The organism is Synechococcus sp. MU1643 (assembly GCF_020514095.1).
In the GTDB taxonomy this organism is placed as follows: Bacteria; Cyanobacteriota; Cyanobacteriia; order PCC-6307; family Cyanobiaceae; genus Parasynechococcus.
In genome coordinates this window covers 192563-207895 of the sequence record NZ_VTKY01000001.1, presented here as the reverse complement: position 1 = coordinate 207895, position 15333 = coordinate 192563, and the positions used below count along the sequence as shown (strand labels likewise).

The 15333-nt window shown below is 56.9% G+C and carries 25 protein-coding genes and 2 tRNA genes; 7 read left to right on the top strand and 20 right to left on the bottom strand.

Features of this window, described 5'->3' with window-relative positions:
* Nucleotides 1–80: 80 nt before the first annotated feature.
* From FZX09_RS01300 to FZX09_RS01270, 9 genes are all read right to left on the bottom strand, one after another.
* Entirely contained in the window at nucleotides 81–635 is a 555-nt protein-coding gene (locus FZX09_RS01300) for a hypothetical protein (RefSeq protein ID WP_226399283.1), read from the bottom strand.
* Complete coding sequence (locus FZX09_RS01295; RefSeq protein WP_226399282.1) at nucleotides 632–916, bottom strand: hypothetical protein; 285 nt, start codon at nucleotides 914–916, stop codon at nucleotides 632–634. The genes FZX09_RS01300 and FZX09_RS01295 overlap by 4 nt, the downstream gene beginning before the upstream one ends.
* 35 nt (nucleotides 917–951) lie before the next feature.
* Entirely contained in the window at nucleotides 952–2508 is a 1557-nt protein-coding gene (gene crtH, locus FZX09_RS01290) for a carotenoid isomerase (RefSeq protein ID WP_226399281.1), read from the bottom strand.
* 24 nt (nucleotides 2509–2532) lie between these two features.
* Nucleotides 2533–2655 (bottom strand): hypothetical protein, encoded by a 123-nt coding sequence (locus FZX09_RS11985; protein WP_370624143.1) that lies wholly within the window; start codon nucleotides 2653–2655, stop codon nucleotides 2533–2535.
* 42 nt (nucleotides 2656–2697) lie between these two features.
* Nucleotides 2698–2937, bottom strand: coding sequence for a hypothetical protein (locus FZX09_RS11980; protein ID WP_370624142.1), 240 nt, complete (start codon nucleotides 2935–2937; stop codon nucleotides 2698–2700).
* Nucleotides 2930–3496 (bottom strand): cation transporter, encoded by a 567-nt coding sequence (locus FZX09_RS11975; protein ID WP_370624141.1) that lies wholly within the window; start codon nucleotides 3494–3496, stop codon nucleotides 2930–2932. The genes FZX09_RS11980 and FZX09_RS11975 overlap by 8 nt, the downstream gene beginning before the upstream one ends.
* Nucleotides 3493–4863, bottom strand: a complete 1371-nt coding sequence (gene trmFO, locus FZX09_RS01280; protein ID WP_226399280.1) for an FADH(2)-oxidizing methylenetetrahydrofolate--tRNA-(uracil(54)-C(5))-methyltransferase TrmFO — start codon at nucleotides 4861–4863, stop codon at nucleotides 3493–3495. The genes FZX09_RS11975 and trmFO overlap by 4 nt, the downstream gene beginning before the upstream one ends.
* Before the next feature lie 47 nt (nucleotides 4864–4910).
* Complete coding sequence (locus FZX09_RS01275) at nucleotides 4911–5033, bottom strand: photosystem II protein Y (RefSeq protein WP_025362202.1); 123 nt, start codon at nucleotides 5031–5033, stop codon at nucleotides 4911–4913.
* Nucleotides 5034–5238: 205 nt separating this feature from the next.
* A complete protein-coding gene (locus FZX09_RS01270; RefSeq protein WP_226399279.1) occupies nucleotides 5239–5739 on the bottom strand; it encodes a gamma carbonic anhydrase family protein in 501 nt (166 codons plus the stop codon).
* A gap of 79 nt (nucleotides 5740–5818) precedes the next feature.
* Here FZX09_RS01270 and FZX09_RS01265 point away from each other — a divergent pair.
* The 3 genes from FZX09_RS01265 (at nucleotide 5819) to FZX09_RS01255 (ending at nucleotide 7339) form a co-directional block, all read left to right on the top strand.
* A tRNA-Lys gene (locus FZX09_RS01265) sits at nucleotides 5819–5890 on the top strand.
* A gap of 210 nt (nucleotides 5891–6100) precedes the next feature.
* A complete protein-coding gene (locus FZX09_RS01260) occupies nucleotides 6101–7252 on the top strand; it encodes an NAD(P)-binding protein (RefSeq protein ID WP_226399278.1) in 1152 nt (383 codons plus the stop codon).
* A 13-nt stretch (nucleotides 7253–7265) separates the two neighbouring features.
* Nucleotides 7266–7339 (top strand) — tRNA-Pro (locus tag FZX09_RS01255).
* Nucleotides 7340–7398: 59 nt separating this feature from the next.
* Here FZX09_RS01255 and FZX09_RS01250 read toward each other — a convergent pair.
* The 10 genes from FZX09_RS01250 to FZX09_RS01205 form a co-directional block, all read right to left on the bottom strand.
* Nucleotides 7399–7572, bottom strand: a complete 174-nt coding sequence (locus FZX09_RS01250; RefSeq protein ID WP_226399277.1) for a hypothetical protein — start codon at nucleotides 7570–7572, stop codon at nucleotides 7399–7401.
* Nucleotides 7573–7675: 103 nt separating this feature from the next.
* Nucleotides 7676–7879, bottom strand: coding sequence for a hypothetical protein (locus FZX09_RS01245; RefSeq protein WP_226399276.1), 204 nt, complete (start codon nucleotides 7877–7879; stop codon nucleotides 7676–7678).
* 113 nt (nucleotides 7880–7992) lie between these two features.
* Nucleotides 7993–8241, bottom strand: coding sequence for a hypothetical protein (locus FZX09_RS01240; protein ID WP_226399275.1), 249 nt, complete (start codon nucleotides 8239–8241; stop codon nucleotides 7993–7995).
* A gap of 486 nt (nucleotides 8242–8727) precedes the next feature.
* On the bottom strand, nucleotides 8728–8931 hold the full coding sequence (locus tag FZX09_RS01235; RefSeq protein ID WP_226399274.1) for a hypothetical protein: 204 nt from the start codon (nucleotides 8929–8931) through the stop codon (nucleotides 8728–8730).
* 286 nt (nucleotides 8932–9217) lie between these two features.
* A complete protein-coding gene (locus FZX09_RS01230; RefSeq protein WP_370624174.1) occupies nucleotides 9218–10051 on the bottom strand; it encodes a PfkB family carbohydrate kinase in 834 nt (277 codons plus the stop codon).
* 108 nt (nucleotides 10052–10159) lie between these two features.
* Entirely contained in the window at nucleotides 10160–10399 is a 240-nt protein-coding gene (locus tag FZX09_RS01225; protein WP_226399272.1) for a hypothetical protein, read from the bottom strand.
* Between the two features lie 951 nt (nucleotides 10400–11350).
* The gene (locus tag FZX09_RS01220) at nucleotides 11351–11575 is read right to left on the bottom strand and encodes a hypothetical protein (protein WP_226399271.1); all 225 of its coding nucleotides are present in this window, start codon (nucleotides 11573–11575) and stop codon (nucleotides 11351–11353) included.
* A 77-nt stretch (nucleotides 11576–11652) separates the two neighbouring features.
* Nucleotides 11653–11904: a DUF1651 domain-containing protein gene (locus FZX09_RS01215; RefSeq protein WP_226400312.1), complete on the bottom strand. Its 252-nt coding sequence runs from the start codon at nucleotides 11902–11904 to the stop codon at nucleotides 11653–11655.
* Nucleotides 11905–11908: 4 nt separating this feature from the next.
* Nucleotides 11909–12109 carry a hypothetical protein gene (locus FZX09_RS01210; RefSeq protein WP_226399270.1) on the bottom strand — a complete coding sequence of 67 codons (201 nt, stop codon included), beginning with the start codon at nucleotides 12107–12109 and terminating at the stop codon, nucleotides 11909–11911.
* 782 nt (nucleotides 12110–12891) lie between these two features.
* The gene (locus FZX09_RS01205) at nucleotides 12892–13101 is read right to left on the bottom strand and encodes a hypothetical protein (RefSeq protein ID WP_226399269.1); all 210 of its coding nucleotides are present in this window, start codon (nucleotides 13099–13101) and stop codon (nucleotides 12892–12894) included.
* 124 nt (nucleotides 13102–13225) lie between these two features.
* Between FZX09_RS01205 and FZX09_RS01200 the strand changes: the two genes are divergently transcribed.
* On the top strand, nucleotides 13226–13387 hold the full coding sequence (locus tag FZX09_RS01200) for a hypothetical protein (RefSeq protein ID WP_226399268.1): 162 nt from the start codon (nucleotides 13226–13228) through the stop codon (nucleotides 13385–13387).
* 124 nt (nucleotides 13388–13511) lie between these two features.
* Here the strand turns inward: FZX09_RS01200 and FZX09_RS01195 are convergent, their stop codons facing one another.
* On the bottom strand, nucleotides 13512–13727 hold the full coding sequence (locus FZX09_RS01195) for a hypothetical protein (protein WP_226400310.1): 216 nt from the start codon (nucleotides 13725–13727) through the stop codon (nucleotides 13512–13514).
* Nucleotides 13728–13850: 123 nt separating this feature from the next.
* On the opposite strand from FZX09_RS01195, the gene FZX09_RS11875 reads away from it, so the two are divergent.
* From FZX09_RS11875 to FZX09_RS01185, 3 genes are all read left to right on the top strand, one after another.
* Nucleotides 13851–13976, top strand: coding sequence for a hypothetical protein (locus FZX09_RS11875; protein ID WP_255599575.1), 126 nt, complete (start codon nucleotides 13851–13853; stop codon nucleotides 13974–13976).
* 677 nt (nucleotides 13977–14653) lie between these two features.
* The gene (locus FZX09_RS01190) at nucleotides 14654–14842 is read left to right on the top strand and encodes a hypothetical protein (RefSeq protein WP_226399267.1); all 189 of its coding nucleotides are present in this window, start codon (nucleotides 14654–14656) and stop codon (nucleotides 14840–14842) included.
* A gap of 129 nt (nucleotides 14843–14971) precedes the next feature.
* Nucleotides 14972–15169 carry a hypothetical protein gene (locus FZX09_RS01185; protein WP_226399266.1) on the top strand — a complete coding sequence of 66 codons (198 nt, stop codon included), beginning with the start codon at nucleotides 14972–14974 and terminating at the stop codon, nucleotides 15167–15169.
* Nucleotides 15170–15333: the final 164 nt, after the last annotated feature.

The window sequence follows — 15333 nt, the reverse complement described above, 5'->3', positions numbered from 1 at the left end:
CACCTAATTTCCCGACCAAACCTCACACACACCACCCCGTCAGCACTATCGGGGCTTTCTTTTCAGAAAAACAGTTGTCATTAGCCTGGATAACCCGCCGGCAAACTGATCCATCTTTGGGCCAGCGCCAGGGACGTCAGCAACTCGCCGGCAATCATCACAACGGCCAATCCTGCCAACAGTTGATAGGTCCAGGGCGGCGTCAAACGCCCGATGCCCTTGGTCGAAACATTGGTGTTAGTCACCAGAAGCTCCAGGAATCGATCGAAACGCTCGATGCGTTGCGGCAAGAGCTGGTGGCGTAGATCGGCTGCCTTTAGGTAATAGACCGTTCCCCCCTGACTGGTGCCGACGGGAACCAAGGCCCGAATGTCCTGCCAACGCATGGACCAGCCGCGACGCAGAAACCAGCGAATCCAGGCTGGGTAACGCACCTGGATGCCTTCGGCATCGGTCTCCACCCGTTCACTCAGCAAACCAATCACCAACACCAGGCCCAGCAACAGACCAGCCACCATCAGCCAGCGCGACTCCGCCGGGGCAAGCAACGGCAAGGGCAACACCAAGGCCCCATACAGGCTGAGCAGAGTGAAGCGGATCAGGGGAGATAGCCCGAAAAGTTCGATGCTGCTCATCGGTCGTCCGGAGAACCCGGCAGCGGTTCAATGAGTTCAGACGGTTGGTAGGTGCCACCAAACACCTCCTGTTCACGGCCTTTCCAGAACTGGCCGAGACGCATCAGATCGGCATGGGCCTCCTGCACCTTCTCGAGATAAAGCTGAGGGTTCATCGAGTCCTTGGCTTCCTTGAGCTTCTTGAGCCGCAGCATCTGCAGATTCCAAGGCTTGGTCAGCTCACCCCTCTGCTCGAGGTAGCGGGCTAGATCGTCCGACGACGGCTGAAACTCAGGCGACATCCCAACTCCTACTCCGAATAACGCTAAGCAAAAGATCAGGCAGGCAGCGCCCAGGGGTTCAAGCCGAGGTCAGCACCAACCCGATGGGCACAGGCAAACCCACTGAAGGCCACAGCGTTGAGGCCCTGGCCGGGGAAACAGGAGTCACCCACGCAATAGAGGTTTTTCAACCCGGTGCGGTTGAACGGCATCGGCAGCAGCCCCGGGAGCTGCATCGCCGGGATCGGGCCATAGCTGCCCTGAAAGCGACCCAGAAAACGCCGGTGGCTGCGGGGCGTACCGATCTCCTTGTGGGTGATGGCATCGGCGAGGCCCGGCAGGATCGCCTCCAGGCGCTGGATCAACCGCGCCGCATCCGCCTCCTTTTTGTCGCGGTACTGGCTGGGGGTCAGCCCCTGCCAGGCCTCCATCGAGGACGGCGTGAAGCTGTGGACGATGTGATGCCCAGCCGGAGCCAGATCCGGATCCAGCAGCGAGGGCATCGACACAAAGATCACCCCCTGCTCGTCCTCCATCCGGTTCCAATCCTCCAGCAGGAGGTGATGGCAGTGGGTACCGGCCGGAATCAGGTCAGCCCGAACCCCCAGATGCAGCGACAGGAAGGAGGGGGACGGCACATAGCGCTTGCGCCAGAACTGCTCCTTGCCAGGGGTGTGGGCGGCATCCACCAGAGATTGGCCAGAGCGGTGCTGCTCATCAGCCGCTCCCGAGAAGGTGTCCCAGCGAGTGGCATTCGAGATCACACGTTTGGCACGGATGACCTCGCCATCGGCCAGCTTCACGCCAACCGCCTGATCGTTCTCGATCAACACCTCGGTGACCCGGGACTTGTAGCGAATGGCTCCGCCATGGCGTTCCAATCCCTTCACCAGCTTTTCGGCAATCACGCCGACGCCTCCCTTGGGGTAGTTGATCCCTCCCGCATGCCGATCGGAAAACACCATGCCGGCATTGATCATCGGGGTTCGATCCGCCGGCATCACCGACCAGCAGAAGCACTCGATATCAATGAACTTGAGCAGCTGCTCGTCCTTGATGTGCTGGCGGGCGACCGCACCGACGTTGAAGGGCAGCCAGCGCGCCAGTCCCAGGCAAGCCAGAGGCGCTTTGAAGAACACCTTTGTGAGATAGGCCGGATCCTCCAGCGAGAGAAGCGGCATCGCATCGAGGCAATTGAACACCTGCCAGCAGGTGTCGTAGAAGCGGCGGATCCCCTCAGCCTCATGGGGAAACCGCGCCGTGAGGTCGGCGATGAACTGCTCGTAGTCGCGATCCACCGCGATGCGCAGCCCACCGGGCATGTGGTACTCAAGCTGGGCTGGGTCGGGGATCGTCTCGCAGTGCTCCCCCACATCGGCTAAGGCCCGGGTGAGCAGGTTGGTGAAACCCTTCTTGCCGAAGCCAAAGATCATCGAGGCCCCCACATCGAAGGTGTAGCCCTCGCGCTTGAAGACACCGCCACTGCCGCCGGGGATCAGATACCTCTCCAAGACGAGGGTCTTGGCTCCCTTGGCCGCCAACTGGCTGGCGGTAACCAAACCACCGATGCCGGAACCGATCACAACGGCATCCCACTGCTGGTTCTCGCTCATGGCATCGCTTCTTTGGAGGTGACGCTAAGGGGCCGTCTGCGGCCTTTGATCCTGGCGGTGAATCGGCGGCATCACCGTGAGGATCACCTCAAAGCGCACGGGACGTCCAAGTTCGGCACTGCAGCGGGCATCGATGTGATGGCGCAACCCATCAATCACACGACTTTCCTGGGGCTGAAGCGGATTGATTTAAAGCACGACGAAGGCCGTGCGGCCCAGCTGCTGCACCGTGAAATCCATCATCTGCAGCTGAAGCCCCACCAGTTCCTGCATCAAAACCAGCCGTGTGCGCTGCAGCACATCCGGGTCGGCGGCACAGCCCGCAGCTTGGGCCATGGCATCCCTCAGCGCCGCCAGCGGTTCGCGCAGCAGGGCCAGGCTCACCGGCAGCACCAGCAGGGCATCGGTGATCGGCGCCAGGTCAGGCAACGCCGTGCCAGCAACGGGGAGTCGCCAAAAGGGCCAGACCAGTGGCCAGGGTGATCACGGCATCAATCCGGGCATTGCGGGCCTCTGTGAGCAGCAGCAGCGACACCCGCCCCGTGCGGAACAAATCGCGGCGGTGCCGCCAGGCCAGCAGGCCGCATAACGCTGTCATCAAAGCGGTGTAGAGCGCCACCGGCTCCAGGTGCAGCGCCGCGATGCTGTTGCCACGCCACCAGTCGATCAAGGTGGAGCTGGCGCTGCCGACGCCAAAGCCGATTACCCCGAGCATCACCAATGAGCGAAACAGCACATACGAAGCTTCCTGGCCTTCATAGCCATAGGGCCAGGCTCGATGCGGCGGCCGCACTACATTGCAGGTGATGCGACTGGCAATCAAGGACGAGCCCACCAACACGGCGGAATAAAGGCCATCCAAGAGCAGGGCCGAGGATCCGGTGAGCACATGGGCGGAAAAACCAGCCAATGCCATCACTGCGTTGGCTCCGACCCCGAAGCGCAAGGAGCGCTGTTCAATGCGGCGAGCCTCCGCAGGAGTGTTCATGCCGTAACGGTCTCGGGTTGGAGGACCAGCATCGGCTCCAGATCTTGGAGGGCACGATCGCGGTAGGCGCCATAGCGAGCCCGTTTGTCGCGAATTCGTTCCGGAAGATTTGGCAACAGGCCGAAATTGGGTGGCATCGGCTGAAACTTGGCCGTTGGTGCCTCGCTGACGAAATGGGTGAGAGCTCCACTCATGCTGGTGGCCGGCAGATCAATGGGCTCCAAGCCCCGGGCCAAACGGGCCGCATTGGTGCCGGCCAACCAGCCACCGGCCACGGCGGCGGCATAGCCCTCTGTGCCGGTGATCTGGCCTGCAGCCAAAAGGTTGGGGCGCTGGAGGAACTGCAGGGTGGGCAGCAGCAGCTGCGGCGATTCAAGAAAAGTGTTGCGGTGCATCACCCCGAAACGCACGAATTCCGCCTGACCCAGCCCGGGAATCATCTGCAGAACTCGCTTCTGCTCACCCCATTTGAGGTTTGTCTGGAAACCCACCAGATTCCAGAGGCGACCGTCCTTGTCTTCCTGCCGCAGCTGCACCACTGCATAAGCGCGCTTGGCCCGGCGCACATCGCGATCGTTCACATCACCCCAACGGGGATCCCAGAGCCCGATCGGCTTCAGGGGGCCATAACGCATGGTGTCTTCACCACGACGCGCCAACTCCTCAATCGGCAGGCAGCCTTCAAAGAACGTGGCGTCGTCTTTGTCGAAGTCTTTGAGTTCCGCCTGTTCAGACTCCAGCAGGGCCTGACGGAACGCCAGGTACTGCTCCTTGTCCATCGGACAATTGATGTAGTCCGCATCGCCTTTGTCGTAGCGGCTGGCGCGAAAGGCCACCGACAAATCGATGCTGTCTCCATGCACGATCGGGCTGGCCGCATCAAAAAAGTGGCAGTCGGCGCGTCCAGTGAACTCGCGCAAATTCTCCGCCAACGGTTCACTCGTTAGCGGCCCCGTCGCAAGAACGGTGATCGCATCATCGGGCGGCAGGGCCTGTTGCTCGCGCCGTTCGATCGTGACCAGGGGATGCTGATCGAGGGCTTCGGTGAGGGCAGCGCTGTAGCGACCGCGATCAACCGCCAATGCACCACCAGCCGGAACAGCATGGGTGTCGGCCGTGCCGATCACCAATGAGCCGAGACGGCGCAGCTCTTCCTGCAGCAAGCCTGCAGCACGGTCACTGCTCAGGGCACCGAAGCTGTTGCTGCACACCAATTCAGCAAAATCACTGCTGTGGTGGGCTGGGGAGCGTCGAATCGGACGCATCTCAATTAGTGTTACCGCTACTCCTGCACGGGCGATCTGCCAGGCCGCCTCGGTACCGGCCAGACCAGCACCAATAACATTCACATTAGGAGATTGAGACAACCTGCTGCGTCAAGCAGCCTCCAGCCTACGAAGCTCGGTTGCCTGGATCAGGCGCGGCTGCGCTTGAGCATCAGCTGCAGCTGACCAACAGCAGCGCGGCCGATGTTGAAAGCAGCCCAGCTGACAGCGGCCAGGATCGGGGCAACTACAAGGAACAGGCGGGCGTCGATGCCCAGCACTTGGCCTGTGGTGATAACGCTGAAGGCCGAGTAACCGACGATCACCAGGATGAGGACCAGACCGATGGCAACTCGGACCATTCTTGAAAACGGAATTCAGTGTGACTGATCTTACGGACTTCTCCGTTGATCCCACGACCTTCCCTGAAAGCTGATCGAATTCGCAGCAATCAGGGGGTTGAATTCAAGGCCTGATCTAGGCGTGTGATGCCGCCAATCGCGCGTAGCGCTGGGCGTGGCAGCGCTGCTCGTCGATCGCCTCAGGCGATAACTCCCGCTTCACCACCGCAGGCGCGCCCATCACCAGGGTGCCGGGAGGAACATCCTTAGTAACAACAGAACCAGCAGCCACCAAGGCACCGGCACCGACGGTGACGCCATTGAGAACTATGGCACCAATTCCCACCAAGCATCCATCCTCGAGCGTGGCGCCATGGATCACGGCCCGATGGCCAACGGTGACGTCGGCACCGAGTCGCACCGGCTGCCCCGGGTCGCCATGGAGCACGGCACCGTCTTGAACGTTGCTGCCCGCTCCGATAATGATCCGCTCGAGATCGCCGCGCGCAACAGCTGTGGGCCAGAGGCTGCTGCCCGCTGCCATCAGCACATTGCCAATCACTACGGCGGACTCAGAAACCCAGGCGTCAGCATCGATTTGGGGATCGGGCCAGGGCTTAGAGCCAGTCATGGCCATGGTTCAGAAGCCACCAGTCTCCCTGGCGACCTGAGTGATAACCTGGTTTGGTGCCGAAATGGCATGCCCAAGCGGGCACGGGTCGCTAGCTCAGCGGTAGAGCATCCGGCTTTTAACCGGCTGGTCCTGAGTTCGAATCTCAGGCGACCCATACCAGCGCTTTGATTTCGTCTCGTAACTCAAGCGAGCCGACAACCCAACGGCTGTTAGAAAGCCCGGAATTATGACCAGGCCAACAGTTCAGATGGCGTATTTCGCGTTCTTTGGCGTCACGATTCTTCTGGCATTGCTGGGTGGTTTGTTTTCTCGGGTTGCCGCAGAGCGCTACTGGATGTGATCAACGGCGGAGACTTCAGCGGTTGTGAATGAGGTTGATCTCGCCGTTATCGGTGCAGGACTCTCTGGTTGCAGCCTGATTGGCCGGCTCCAGCAGCTGGGATCGGATCTCACCATTGCTTTGATTGAGGCTGGACGGGGCCCGGGAGGCCGTGCAGCCACCCGCAGAAGACGAGAACAAAGCAGCTGGCTGCTCAACCATGGAGCACCGGGCTTTGCACTCAGTAATTTCTTTCCGGAGAGCATGGAGGAACTGCTAGCGCCGTTGCGCTCAGCAGGTGTTCTTCAGCATGACGATCGAGCTGTGCTTTCGCTCGACGCCCAAGCAGGTTTATCGCCAGCCAACTGGCCTGAAGCCTGTCCGGAGGGGGGCTGGTGGCATGGGATTCCCTGCATGGCCAGCATCTGCGAGGCGCTGCTCGATGCTGCTGGCTCCATACAACTGAGTCGCCAATTCGAGACCCGCGTGCGCTGGCTGGAGCGACGCCAGGATCATTGGCTGCTGCAGAACGAGGATCGAAGCTGGTGCCTCATGGCCAAGCGCCTTGTGCTCAGCGGAACCTTGCTGGCCCATCCCCGCTCGCTGAAGATGCTGGCCTGGAACGACGTCCCCTTGCGATCAGCCGTTGAAGAGGGGGTAGACGTCGGCCTCGATACGGCACTGAGCCTGCTGCAACACAGCCAAGCCGAGGTGCGCTGGAACCTGATGGTGGACCTGGGCGAGCTCGCGCTCAACGGTGAAAGGCTTCCGGCTCAGATCTGGTTGAACGACGCCGCCAAAGCACGCTGGAAGGTGGAACGGCTCGTGTTGCAGCAACAAAGCGATGGACGTTGGGGGCTAGTGGTGCATGGTTTGGATTCCGGAGAAGCAATCACGCCCCAAAGCCAGAGCCGCCTGCTCGCCCAGCAGCAACAACGCCTTCTGAACCTGTTGCCCGAACTGCTGCAGGCCTTGCCGGTTGTTTCAGCCGCACTGGAACAGGCGACGCCATTGGGGGTGATGCGCTGGGGCGCGTCTCGGCCCCTCAACAACCCTCTGCCACCTGAGCTGCAGTGGTGCCCCACCAGCGGCGTTGGGTTCTGTGGCGACTGGATCGAAGGGCCTGGTTTTGGCAGAGCAGAGGGAGCGATCCTCAGCGGTGTCAACCTCGCTGAACTGCTGCACGCTGACCGCTAATCTCTAAGTGCGCCGGGGAGTGGCGCAGTTTGGTAGCGCGCTTGCTTTGGGAGCAAGATGCCGCAGGTTCGAATCCTGTCTCCCCGATGCCAATCAAAGTCAGTCCCCAGCTGATGAATGAGACCTCAGTCGCTGACTGGGGTTTTTTATTGCCTTGACATAGGCACAGCGTCCTCACGCTCTTCCACCGTCAGAAACAGGTCAAGCCAGTCCAGCAGCAGCTCCACCACCACCTGCTCTCCAAGGTCTGGCACCCCACCAGACAGCCAACACTTGAAGGAGTCAAGCGCCCTGTCACCCGCCCCAGTGGACTGTGTCATGGGAGGAGCCGAAGGCTCTGACCGTCGCACCTGAGATCCCTGAAGGTATCGAGTGGAAGCACTGGCCGGTTGAGTGAACCAAAGCCATAGAGGCAAGACTTATTTATGAAGAGCCACCTTCTTTGTCTTTCTTGGCCAGCTTGCTATCAATCCATCTCGAAAAGAGATAAACACCAATAAACATTGGCGCATAGACAACCCACATATTCTCCATCCGGCAGCCGCTATTATTCACAAGCACTAAGCCTGAATAACTAAGCACCATATAAATAGACACTCTTCTGATGACTGGAAACTTATCGAGCATCCATTGATTTCGCGAATGCTCACCATAGCAAGCTCAAGCGATTTCCCTCCCTACTGCTGCCTTGATTCTTTTACGGATGCCCCTTACTGAAAAAAACGGGGGGGGGGTTAGCTCTATGACTTGAACCCTTTGGCTGAAGGTTCAGCTCTTTTTTTTGCAGGCCTAACAACAGCAGATACTAGCGATTCATCTTTGAATACTTTTCCTTCCATCCAAACAGTCAACGCATAGACAAGAATCAATGCTGGCACAAGGAAGAGCCATTCATTATCAAATCCATAAGGAATTTGCCTTACACCAAACACCGTCAGATATCCAGTCGCAAGCGTGAGAATGAGCCGCCGTATTGTTCCGGAATTCAATTTACCAATGCAACACGGTTTACTCTACTGGGAAAGGGGAGTACTGCCATATGCATATTCAGTTGCTATCAATTGAATGTGACTTTTAAATCGAGCTTTCGTTTTGACTCGAAAGTCACGCAAGGGGTAAAGGGCAAACAACCACCTACCCTCACTCCTTAACCATTCCTAAAGGCTGGGTACGCTGAGGCGAACTCCCCAAACGCGATGGGGCTGGGACTGTGTCGCGGGGAAGTAGAGCTGCATCCCTATTTATCAGTACTAGGCTTCACGAGGGCTCAGTGCTTTCCCAAGAAAGCTTTGACCAAGTGCTTCACATCAGCAGAGCATCCCCAGCATTTTCCGCAAGGAGCAGAAGCCTGTAGGCACAAAATGGCTAGGCGTTTTGGGTGGGTTTGTTGCATTCAAAAAGCACCCGCTTGGTGGTCGGAGGCCATATCACTTCTGGACTACCCAATTGGGTAGAGCAAAAGAATCATGCGTTCCTCACTCTTCCGGAACGCCATGGGTCATGTGTGACAAGGTCAGAAAGTTGGTGATGTCGCCACCATTGCAATAGTGGACAGCAACAGGTCGCTCTAGGAAGCCGGGCTTGCCATCTTTGTAGAGGAACTCAACTCCAGTCAGCTTGACGATCGCTTTCTCGGAGTTCTTGACGCAGTTCACAAACTCCTTGGATTGCTTGGCCATCGGCGCCAGCAAAAAAAGGCCTCCAAGTACAGCGGCTCCGATCAGGCCCTTCTCAATTTTGGAATTCATACACATTGCTTGGTTAGCCCACCGGTTTCAAGAGAGAGGCACCTTGTTCGCCAGGAACATCTGCCCCCTGGCCAGCTTCAGCAGTCCAAGCCATTTTCTTCTTCCCGATCAATGCTATTGACACAAATGGCTCTAAACATCTCCGCGGGCTGGCACTTCTGCCGTGCACCAGAGCCTCCTGGAATTTGACGCTCAAACCCGTCAGGTTTCTAATGCTCTAGCCATAAGGTCCAAAGCGTGTAGCACAAGCGGCACCACACTGGGCACCTAAGGCAATGGCGTTCGCCAAGGTCCAACGCGCAGCTAAGCCGGTGACCACCCCCGCCGCAAAGCTGTCACCGCAGCCATAGCTCTCAACCATGGGCCCTGGGAGGGGTGCTGGTTCATAACGCCCGCCCGGAAGACTGAGCCCTCCTGCGGCACCCTCCGTGCGAATCATTGTGTGGGGAGCTGGGTTCAGCTGATCCGGATCCACCAGCTCACCCGAATCAAGTCCGCTGCCAATCAGGGCATCGATGGACACACCGGCCTTGTGAAGCACAGGCAAACGCACCCGCGGAGTCGCCGCCAGGACTGCGGCTGCACGACAGGCTTTCAATAAAGGCACATCAGCTGCCGTGACGAAGAGACCGTCAAATTCGCCGAGGGCCTCCCAAGGCAAGTCATCGTCCAGTGATGGGGTCAGCCGTTCGCCGATCACGGTGATTGCTCGGTCCCCCTCCCCATCAACCAAGCTGATGCCACGCCGGGTTGGTGCCTCTCTCCAGGCGACATGAACCACAAGGCCCAGGTCTTCAAGCCGCTTGACGCAGGCTTCGCCGACCGAATCGCGGCCTACAGCCGTAAAGAAATGGACAGGTTGCTGCTGCAGCCGTGCCATCTGCACAGCAACGACGGACCCGCCACCAGCAGGTTCCTGCAAGGTTCGCAGGGCGTGACCAATGGTCCCGGGATGGGGCAGCTGATCCACCGCCAGAAATTCCATCCACTCGACATGGCCGACCACAGCCAAACGAAGGGGCGGCAGGGATGAGACGGAAGACAACGGCAGTCACAGACGACTGAAGTTCCATCCTCACTGGTTATTCGACCCAACGGAGGTCCGCCAAGAGGGCTGGAGCTCGATTAAGCGGTGAGAATTGGTGTTACCGCTGCACCCCTAGGTTTCCTGATCAGCGCGCCTTGTCCACGGAGTCCACGGCCGTTGGGCTTGAGGAGCGATCGCCGTTTGACGTGCGAGCTGCTTTGCTGACTCGGCTTTCTGCAGAGCTTGCTGTTCGAGTTCCGCAGAGAGGAACAGTCCTGCGATCAGCATCATCAGGATGGTGAGTAGCGCTGCGACCAGATACATCTTTGACCGAGCGATGGCTTGTTCCTGCGCCTTACTCAGGTCGCCCATGGCTTGGCCCAGATCTGGTCAAGACGTATCAGATAGAACTCTTTACTGCGATTACAGAGCATGTGGTTTTGTGTGCGCACTTCAAGCTGGGTCCCTCCCCACTGGGGTTGGTGGCGCGGACCTTATTCGACATGGATTTGGAGTCTGGAGACTTCCCCGCTTCGTCAGCCCTGATCTAGCGCGGGCTTTGCACGCCGGTTCCACAATCGGCCGATTTGCCCCAGAAGGCAATGAGCAGGACAGCTGATTGCCTGATGCTCCACCGCTGCCGAGAGTGTGTTCATCGAGATCGGAGGAGCCCATGACGGCCGACACTCCACCTGAGCAAATCGCAGAAGCAGCCTGACTTTTCTGGCCCCTGCTCCAACTTTTCAACCCAACCGTGATCGCTTCGTCTGTGACGACACTGATGTGCGTCTGAGCAGTCGACACTCCTCTGCACCGTCCGTCTTGGTGCCCCGTAGGAGTCCCGCTTCACACCTGGACCAAATGGCCCCAGGGTTGCCACAAGCCAGACGCTTCGACCTTCTTCTTTCAGTTCACTGTCGTTCGATAGAGCATCACGCTTCACGGATACAGCTTCACTGATTAGGTCGACAGAAATGCATAAACGAGCGAGCTAGGCCGTCTTTCCACCGGGAGGGGCGGCCTTCCTCGTTGAGAGCAAATCGGCATTCTTTACAACGTCTTGCTGTTCTTGCAGGGGCCTTCACCTCGCTGGAGATGTCTCATGCAATGCAGCTTCGGCCCGACTATTCGCGGCAATGATGTAGCAGTCTGTCTTTTCTACGCCGTCAAATCCCATGTCCCTCGCAAGGACAACGGTCGCAACGTATTCATACGAAACTGGCGTGGTTCGAATGCCAGTGAGCCCTCACTTCAAACGAGGACAAGCGCCAACCCGGGACTCCACTCACCCAACCAAATCTTGACCGTCGCCAACGATTTCTTTCATGCCGTTGCCTGTTCAGCCGTGTCATCGAGGACATCTTGCTGAAGCTGCTGAACGGCGCAGAGGGCTTCATGCGCAGGCCATCCATGAACATCCATCAACTCCTTAACCAGAGCATCAGGGGCCCGAGTGATTGATGTGCGAATGGCATTGACAACCTTGTTGTCCCTCGCAAGTGCAGACAGCCGCAGAGCCCGGAGTCGCTGAGTGTTCGGCTGTTTCATGACAGCACTCTGGACTAACGCTGGTTTTGCTCCAATTGCCAAGTGCTGATACGGACTGGGCCAACTCGTTAACTGCCCTACTGAAGTGGACCGGCGCATCTCCTCCAACCCATTGACTTGAGTGCATTCCATTTCTCCAGCGCCTCTTGCCGTGTCAGAAGTTGACTCCCCTGAGGGATCGGGTCGTCAGGTGGTCGCCAATGGAAGCTGCGCATGATGATCGACTCGCCATTAGAGCCATCCTGATGAGCCGTGAATTGGTAGTAAAGCTGCTTCGACTCATTGGCAAGCCAGGCACCAACAGACTTGTAGGAGAGTTCTTCAGTGATGAGTTCACTCCATGGAAGAGGAGCCTGATCGATCGGTCAGACGGCTTTTTTCGTAAGTGAGCTGACGGAGCTTTTCGATGTGCTGCTCATGCTCTCCGCTGCTCCAGTGGTGGGGGAAGGCGACTCGGGCTTGAAGTTCCGAGATCTCGTTGTTGAGTTCTCTCGCTGGGTCCTCGGACCAAAGTTCCTCCCCACAGTGGAGCATCGCCCCGCCCTACTGGCGGTGAAGAAGGGAATCTCCTCAATTACTACTGATGCGACCTTCTCTGGGCAGGTCGTCTCCCCATCAGGAAAGGTGGCCCTTCTCTTTGGCGGAGATTTAGGCATTAAGCCTTAGCCATTGGCCAGAGAAAAACCTGCAGACTGATTCGATCAACAGAAGCTGCATGAAAGGACTTCACACGAACGTTGCCTACTTCACCGGCACCGTCGCGATTGCAGTCCTTGTCATGACTTTCGTTGTCAAAGCAACGGCTTAAGAGAGCGTTACTTCAGCAAGTCGCGATCGTTAAGGCAACCAAGGATTTGTAACGAAAGGAACCGTCTGTCTCGAGTTACTCAGTCAGGCCACATCCTGCTACCTATTGATTGAGTTAGCAGAAATAAAGAACTTGAGAGATACCAAACTCACCACAGCTCCATAGGCCGTCCCATAAGGGGCGATTTTTTGTTGTTCTGGCCAGCAGTGGGTCCTGCGCAGCTGGATCAGTGCAAGGTGATCAACAACGAGTCACCTAGAGCAATGCATGACTCAGATGATCTCTTCACGGCCAGCCTTGATCTTGGCTTTGGCTGAAACGAGACCAAAAATCAGCAAAATCAGCAGGCCCGCGTTCACGCCAACGAAAAACATTGTGTCCATGACTTCCAAATGGCTGGCTTCTTATTAAGTGAAGAGAGCAAAACAGCTCATCGGTCAAAAGACTCACTTCAGAACCGAAGGACGATGAAGCCTTGCGCTGATCTTGGGAGATCTGTCGAGACGACCTACGACTGCAAAGCGCCATCGCCATCACGATCAGCCCAGTCCTTCGCTTTCAGCTGACGCAGACGGCCCAGGAGCTCAAGATCACCAACAATCTGACGACGGCACCCGTCCTCCCCCATGTAGGTCAAACGCCCATCGGCATCGATAATCAGGGCGGTCATCGGAGTGATTGGAGAGAAATCGTCGATGGCGAAGTGCTCCTTGTTCAATCAACTCATTCTGCGTCCTCTCAGCACTCCAGCCCAAAATCATGACCAAACCAGACAGGCGGGCCAGCCGCAAGGGCAGCTTTCCTCTATGAAGGGTGCGATGGATTGGATCCTTTCCCGGCGAGTGACTGATCAACAAGACAAAGACAAGACCTACTGGATTGATGAGATCGCATTCCTGGAGGCACGGTTGAACGGCAGTCAGGGTGACATCGACAACGAAGACCGAGCGGCTTGCGAAGAAGCCCTGAAGGCAGCGAAAGCGAACTTGGCAGCCGCTCACTGAAGACAGAGCTGACCGAAACTCGAGCCAGATCTATGGTTGGGAGGTGAGAGGGAGACCTCTTCGGGCGTGGTTGCTTGATTTGGTGGGTGGTGTCACGACCTACTGCCTCTCTCACACCTCTTCGTCAAGGCTGATCGAGACCTCTCTCCTTGGCATGTCTCTTGTAGTGATTGGGAAATTCATCGGCCAGCCGGGCAAGCACATCGCTAGTCGAGCCCATTTGCTCGTTAACTTCATCAAAAACCGAGGCAAAACAGCTCTCACACCTGATTTCAAGACAAAGCTCTTCCCAGGTGGTTTCTTGTTGATTGAAACTGGCTAAAAGCTCTTTAAAGGTCATCAGCAACAAACTGTTTTTCTTAGAATGAGCCTGAAGTCAATGGTGTCAAATAATTCTGAACTGAATGAAATCAGGATTGCCATGACCGGATGGCACAAGGCTGTGATGGCGCAAAATTGAAGGATGAAACGACTGCTGCAACTGCTTTTGAAATGGGCTGGCAAACGGGAGAAACCCCCGTTGCACACCCCTGAAGAGTTGGAGTGCTTTAAAACGGATGCGATCGACAACCGCGGCAAGCACTACTAATGCAGGGGGCAACTGAACTGGCACTACTCGCCCTCGCATTTGTCGCGCTCCAGATCTGGTGGCTCAGCAAGGTTTTTTTGAATCGACCTCGGAAGCCAAGACCGCTTGGCAAGCCCATGAGGGCCAATTCACTCCAGAGCGAGAGAACCACCCTGCAAAAGATCTTTGATCAATCCTGATCATCGCTAGTGCGAGGCGATCACTAGGGACAAAGACCGATGCCTGATGCGATCTCAACAATCAGCTTGGTGCATCAGCAACGACAGCCATGGCACTGATTTGTTGTGCGAACTGCGGTCACATGCACTCAAGCCTGAGAAACTACTGCCCCCAGTGCATCAAGCAGGGGCGACGAGGGTCCTCTCAGGCATTATCAGATCGGATCAAGCAAACGCCGAGCAACACCAAGGAGTAACCACCATGGCTTTTGAAGCTCCCCCTGCACAAGGACGTCAATGCAGCTGCTGCGGTGAGATCAAACCTCTGAATTTCTTTGGATTGGATCAACAGGATTGCCGGAACTGTGAAGCACAACGACGACGCGACGAGGCCATGAAACAAAACGCCAATGATGCAGTCGAGGAGTCTTGAATCAAAGCGAGCCTCAATGAGCATATGCACCAATGTTCAATTGACATCCATGGGCTATCACATGGGAAGAGTTGAAAAGAGGCGTCATGGGCAAGGTTCTTTCAGCAGCAAAATGGTCGTTCGATCTACTTGGCCAACGTATCACTGCTCTTCGTCTTAAAAGGAGCTTCCCAGAATCAAGAATCTACAGCGACTGGGCTTATGACGAATCACAGATGAAAGAGGCCAATTTTGGCAAGCGTGAGCAGAAGTCTCACCTGGAATACGATTGCTGAAGTCACGAAACAATCAATCAAAGGCAAAGGCAAAAGTAGCGGCTTAGCAGGCGTAAAACCAACACATCAAATGGTGAACAAACCACCTTGGGTTAGAGGTTGGCAATCTCAGCCAAGTCCCCTAGAACGATGTTCAGCATCGTTGTTGTTATGGCTTTGATTCCCCGCTGGCAGGTCATGACTGACAGCAGCAAAACCATGGTGAAACAATCTGCAATCACACTTGTGGTTGTTCTGATTGGATTAACATTGCTGCGCACAATCTTTCCGTGGATCCTGCTCGGCTTGGCCTTCTATGGTGCCTGGTGTCTGATGAACCGGAAATAGCCGATGGGCGAAGACTCAACCCAAGCCAGACGAACGCTCTATCTCTGGGCCCTAGGCCTCAACGTTGTTGCTTGGGGCGGATACCTTTATCTGACCAAGGTGATGGGAATCGATTTTGAATCGATTCGGCAAGTGAGGATGGCTGGTTAAGTTCCCACCCCCCA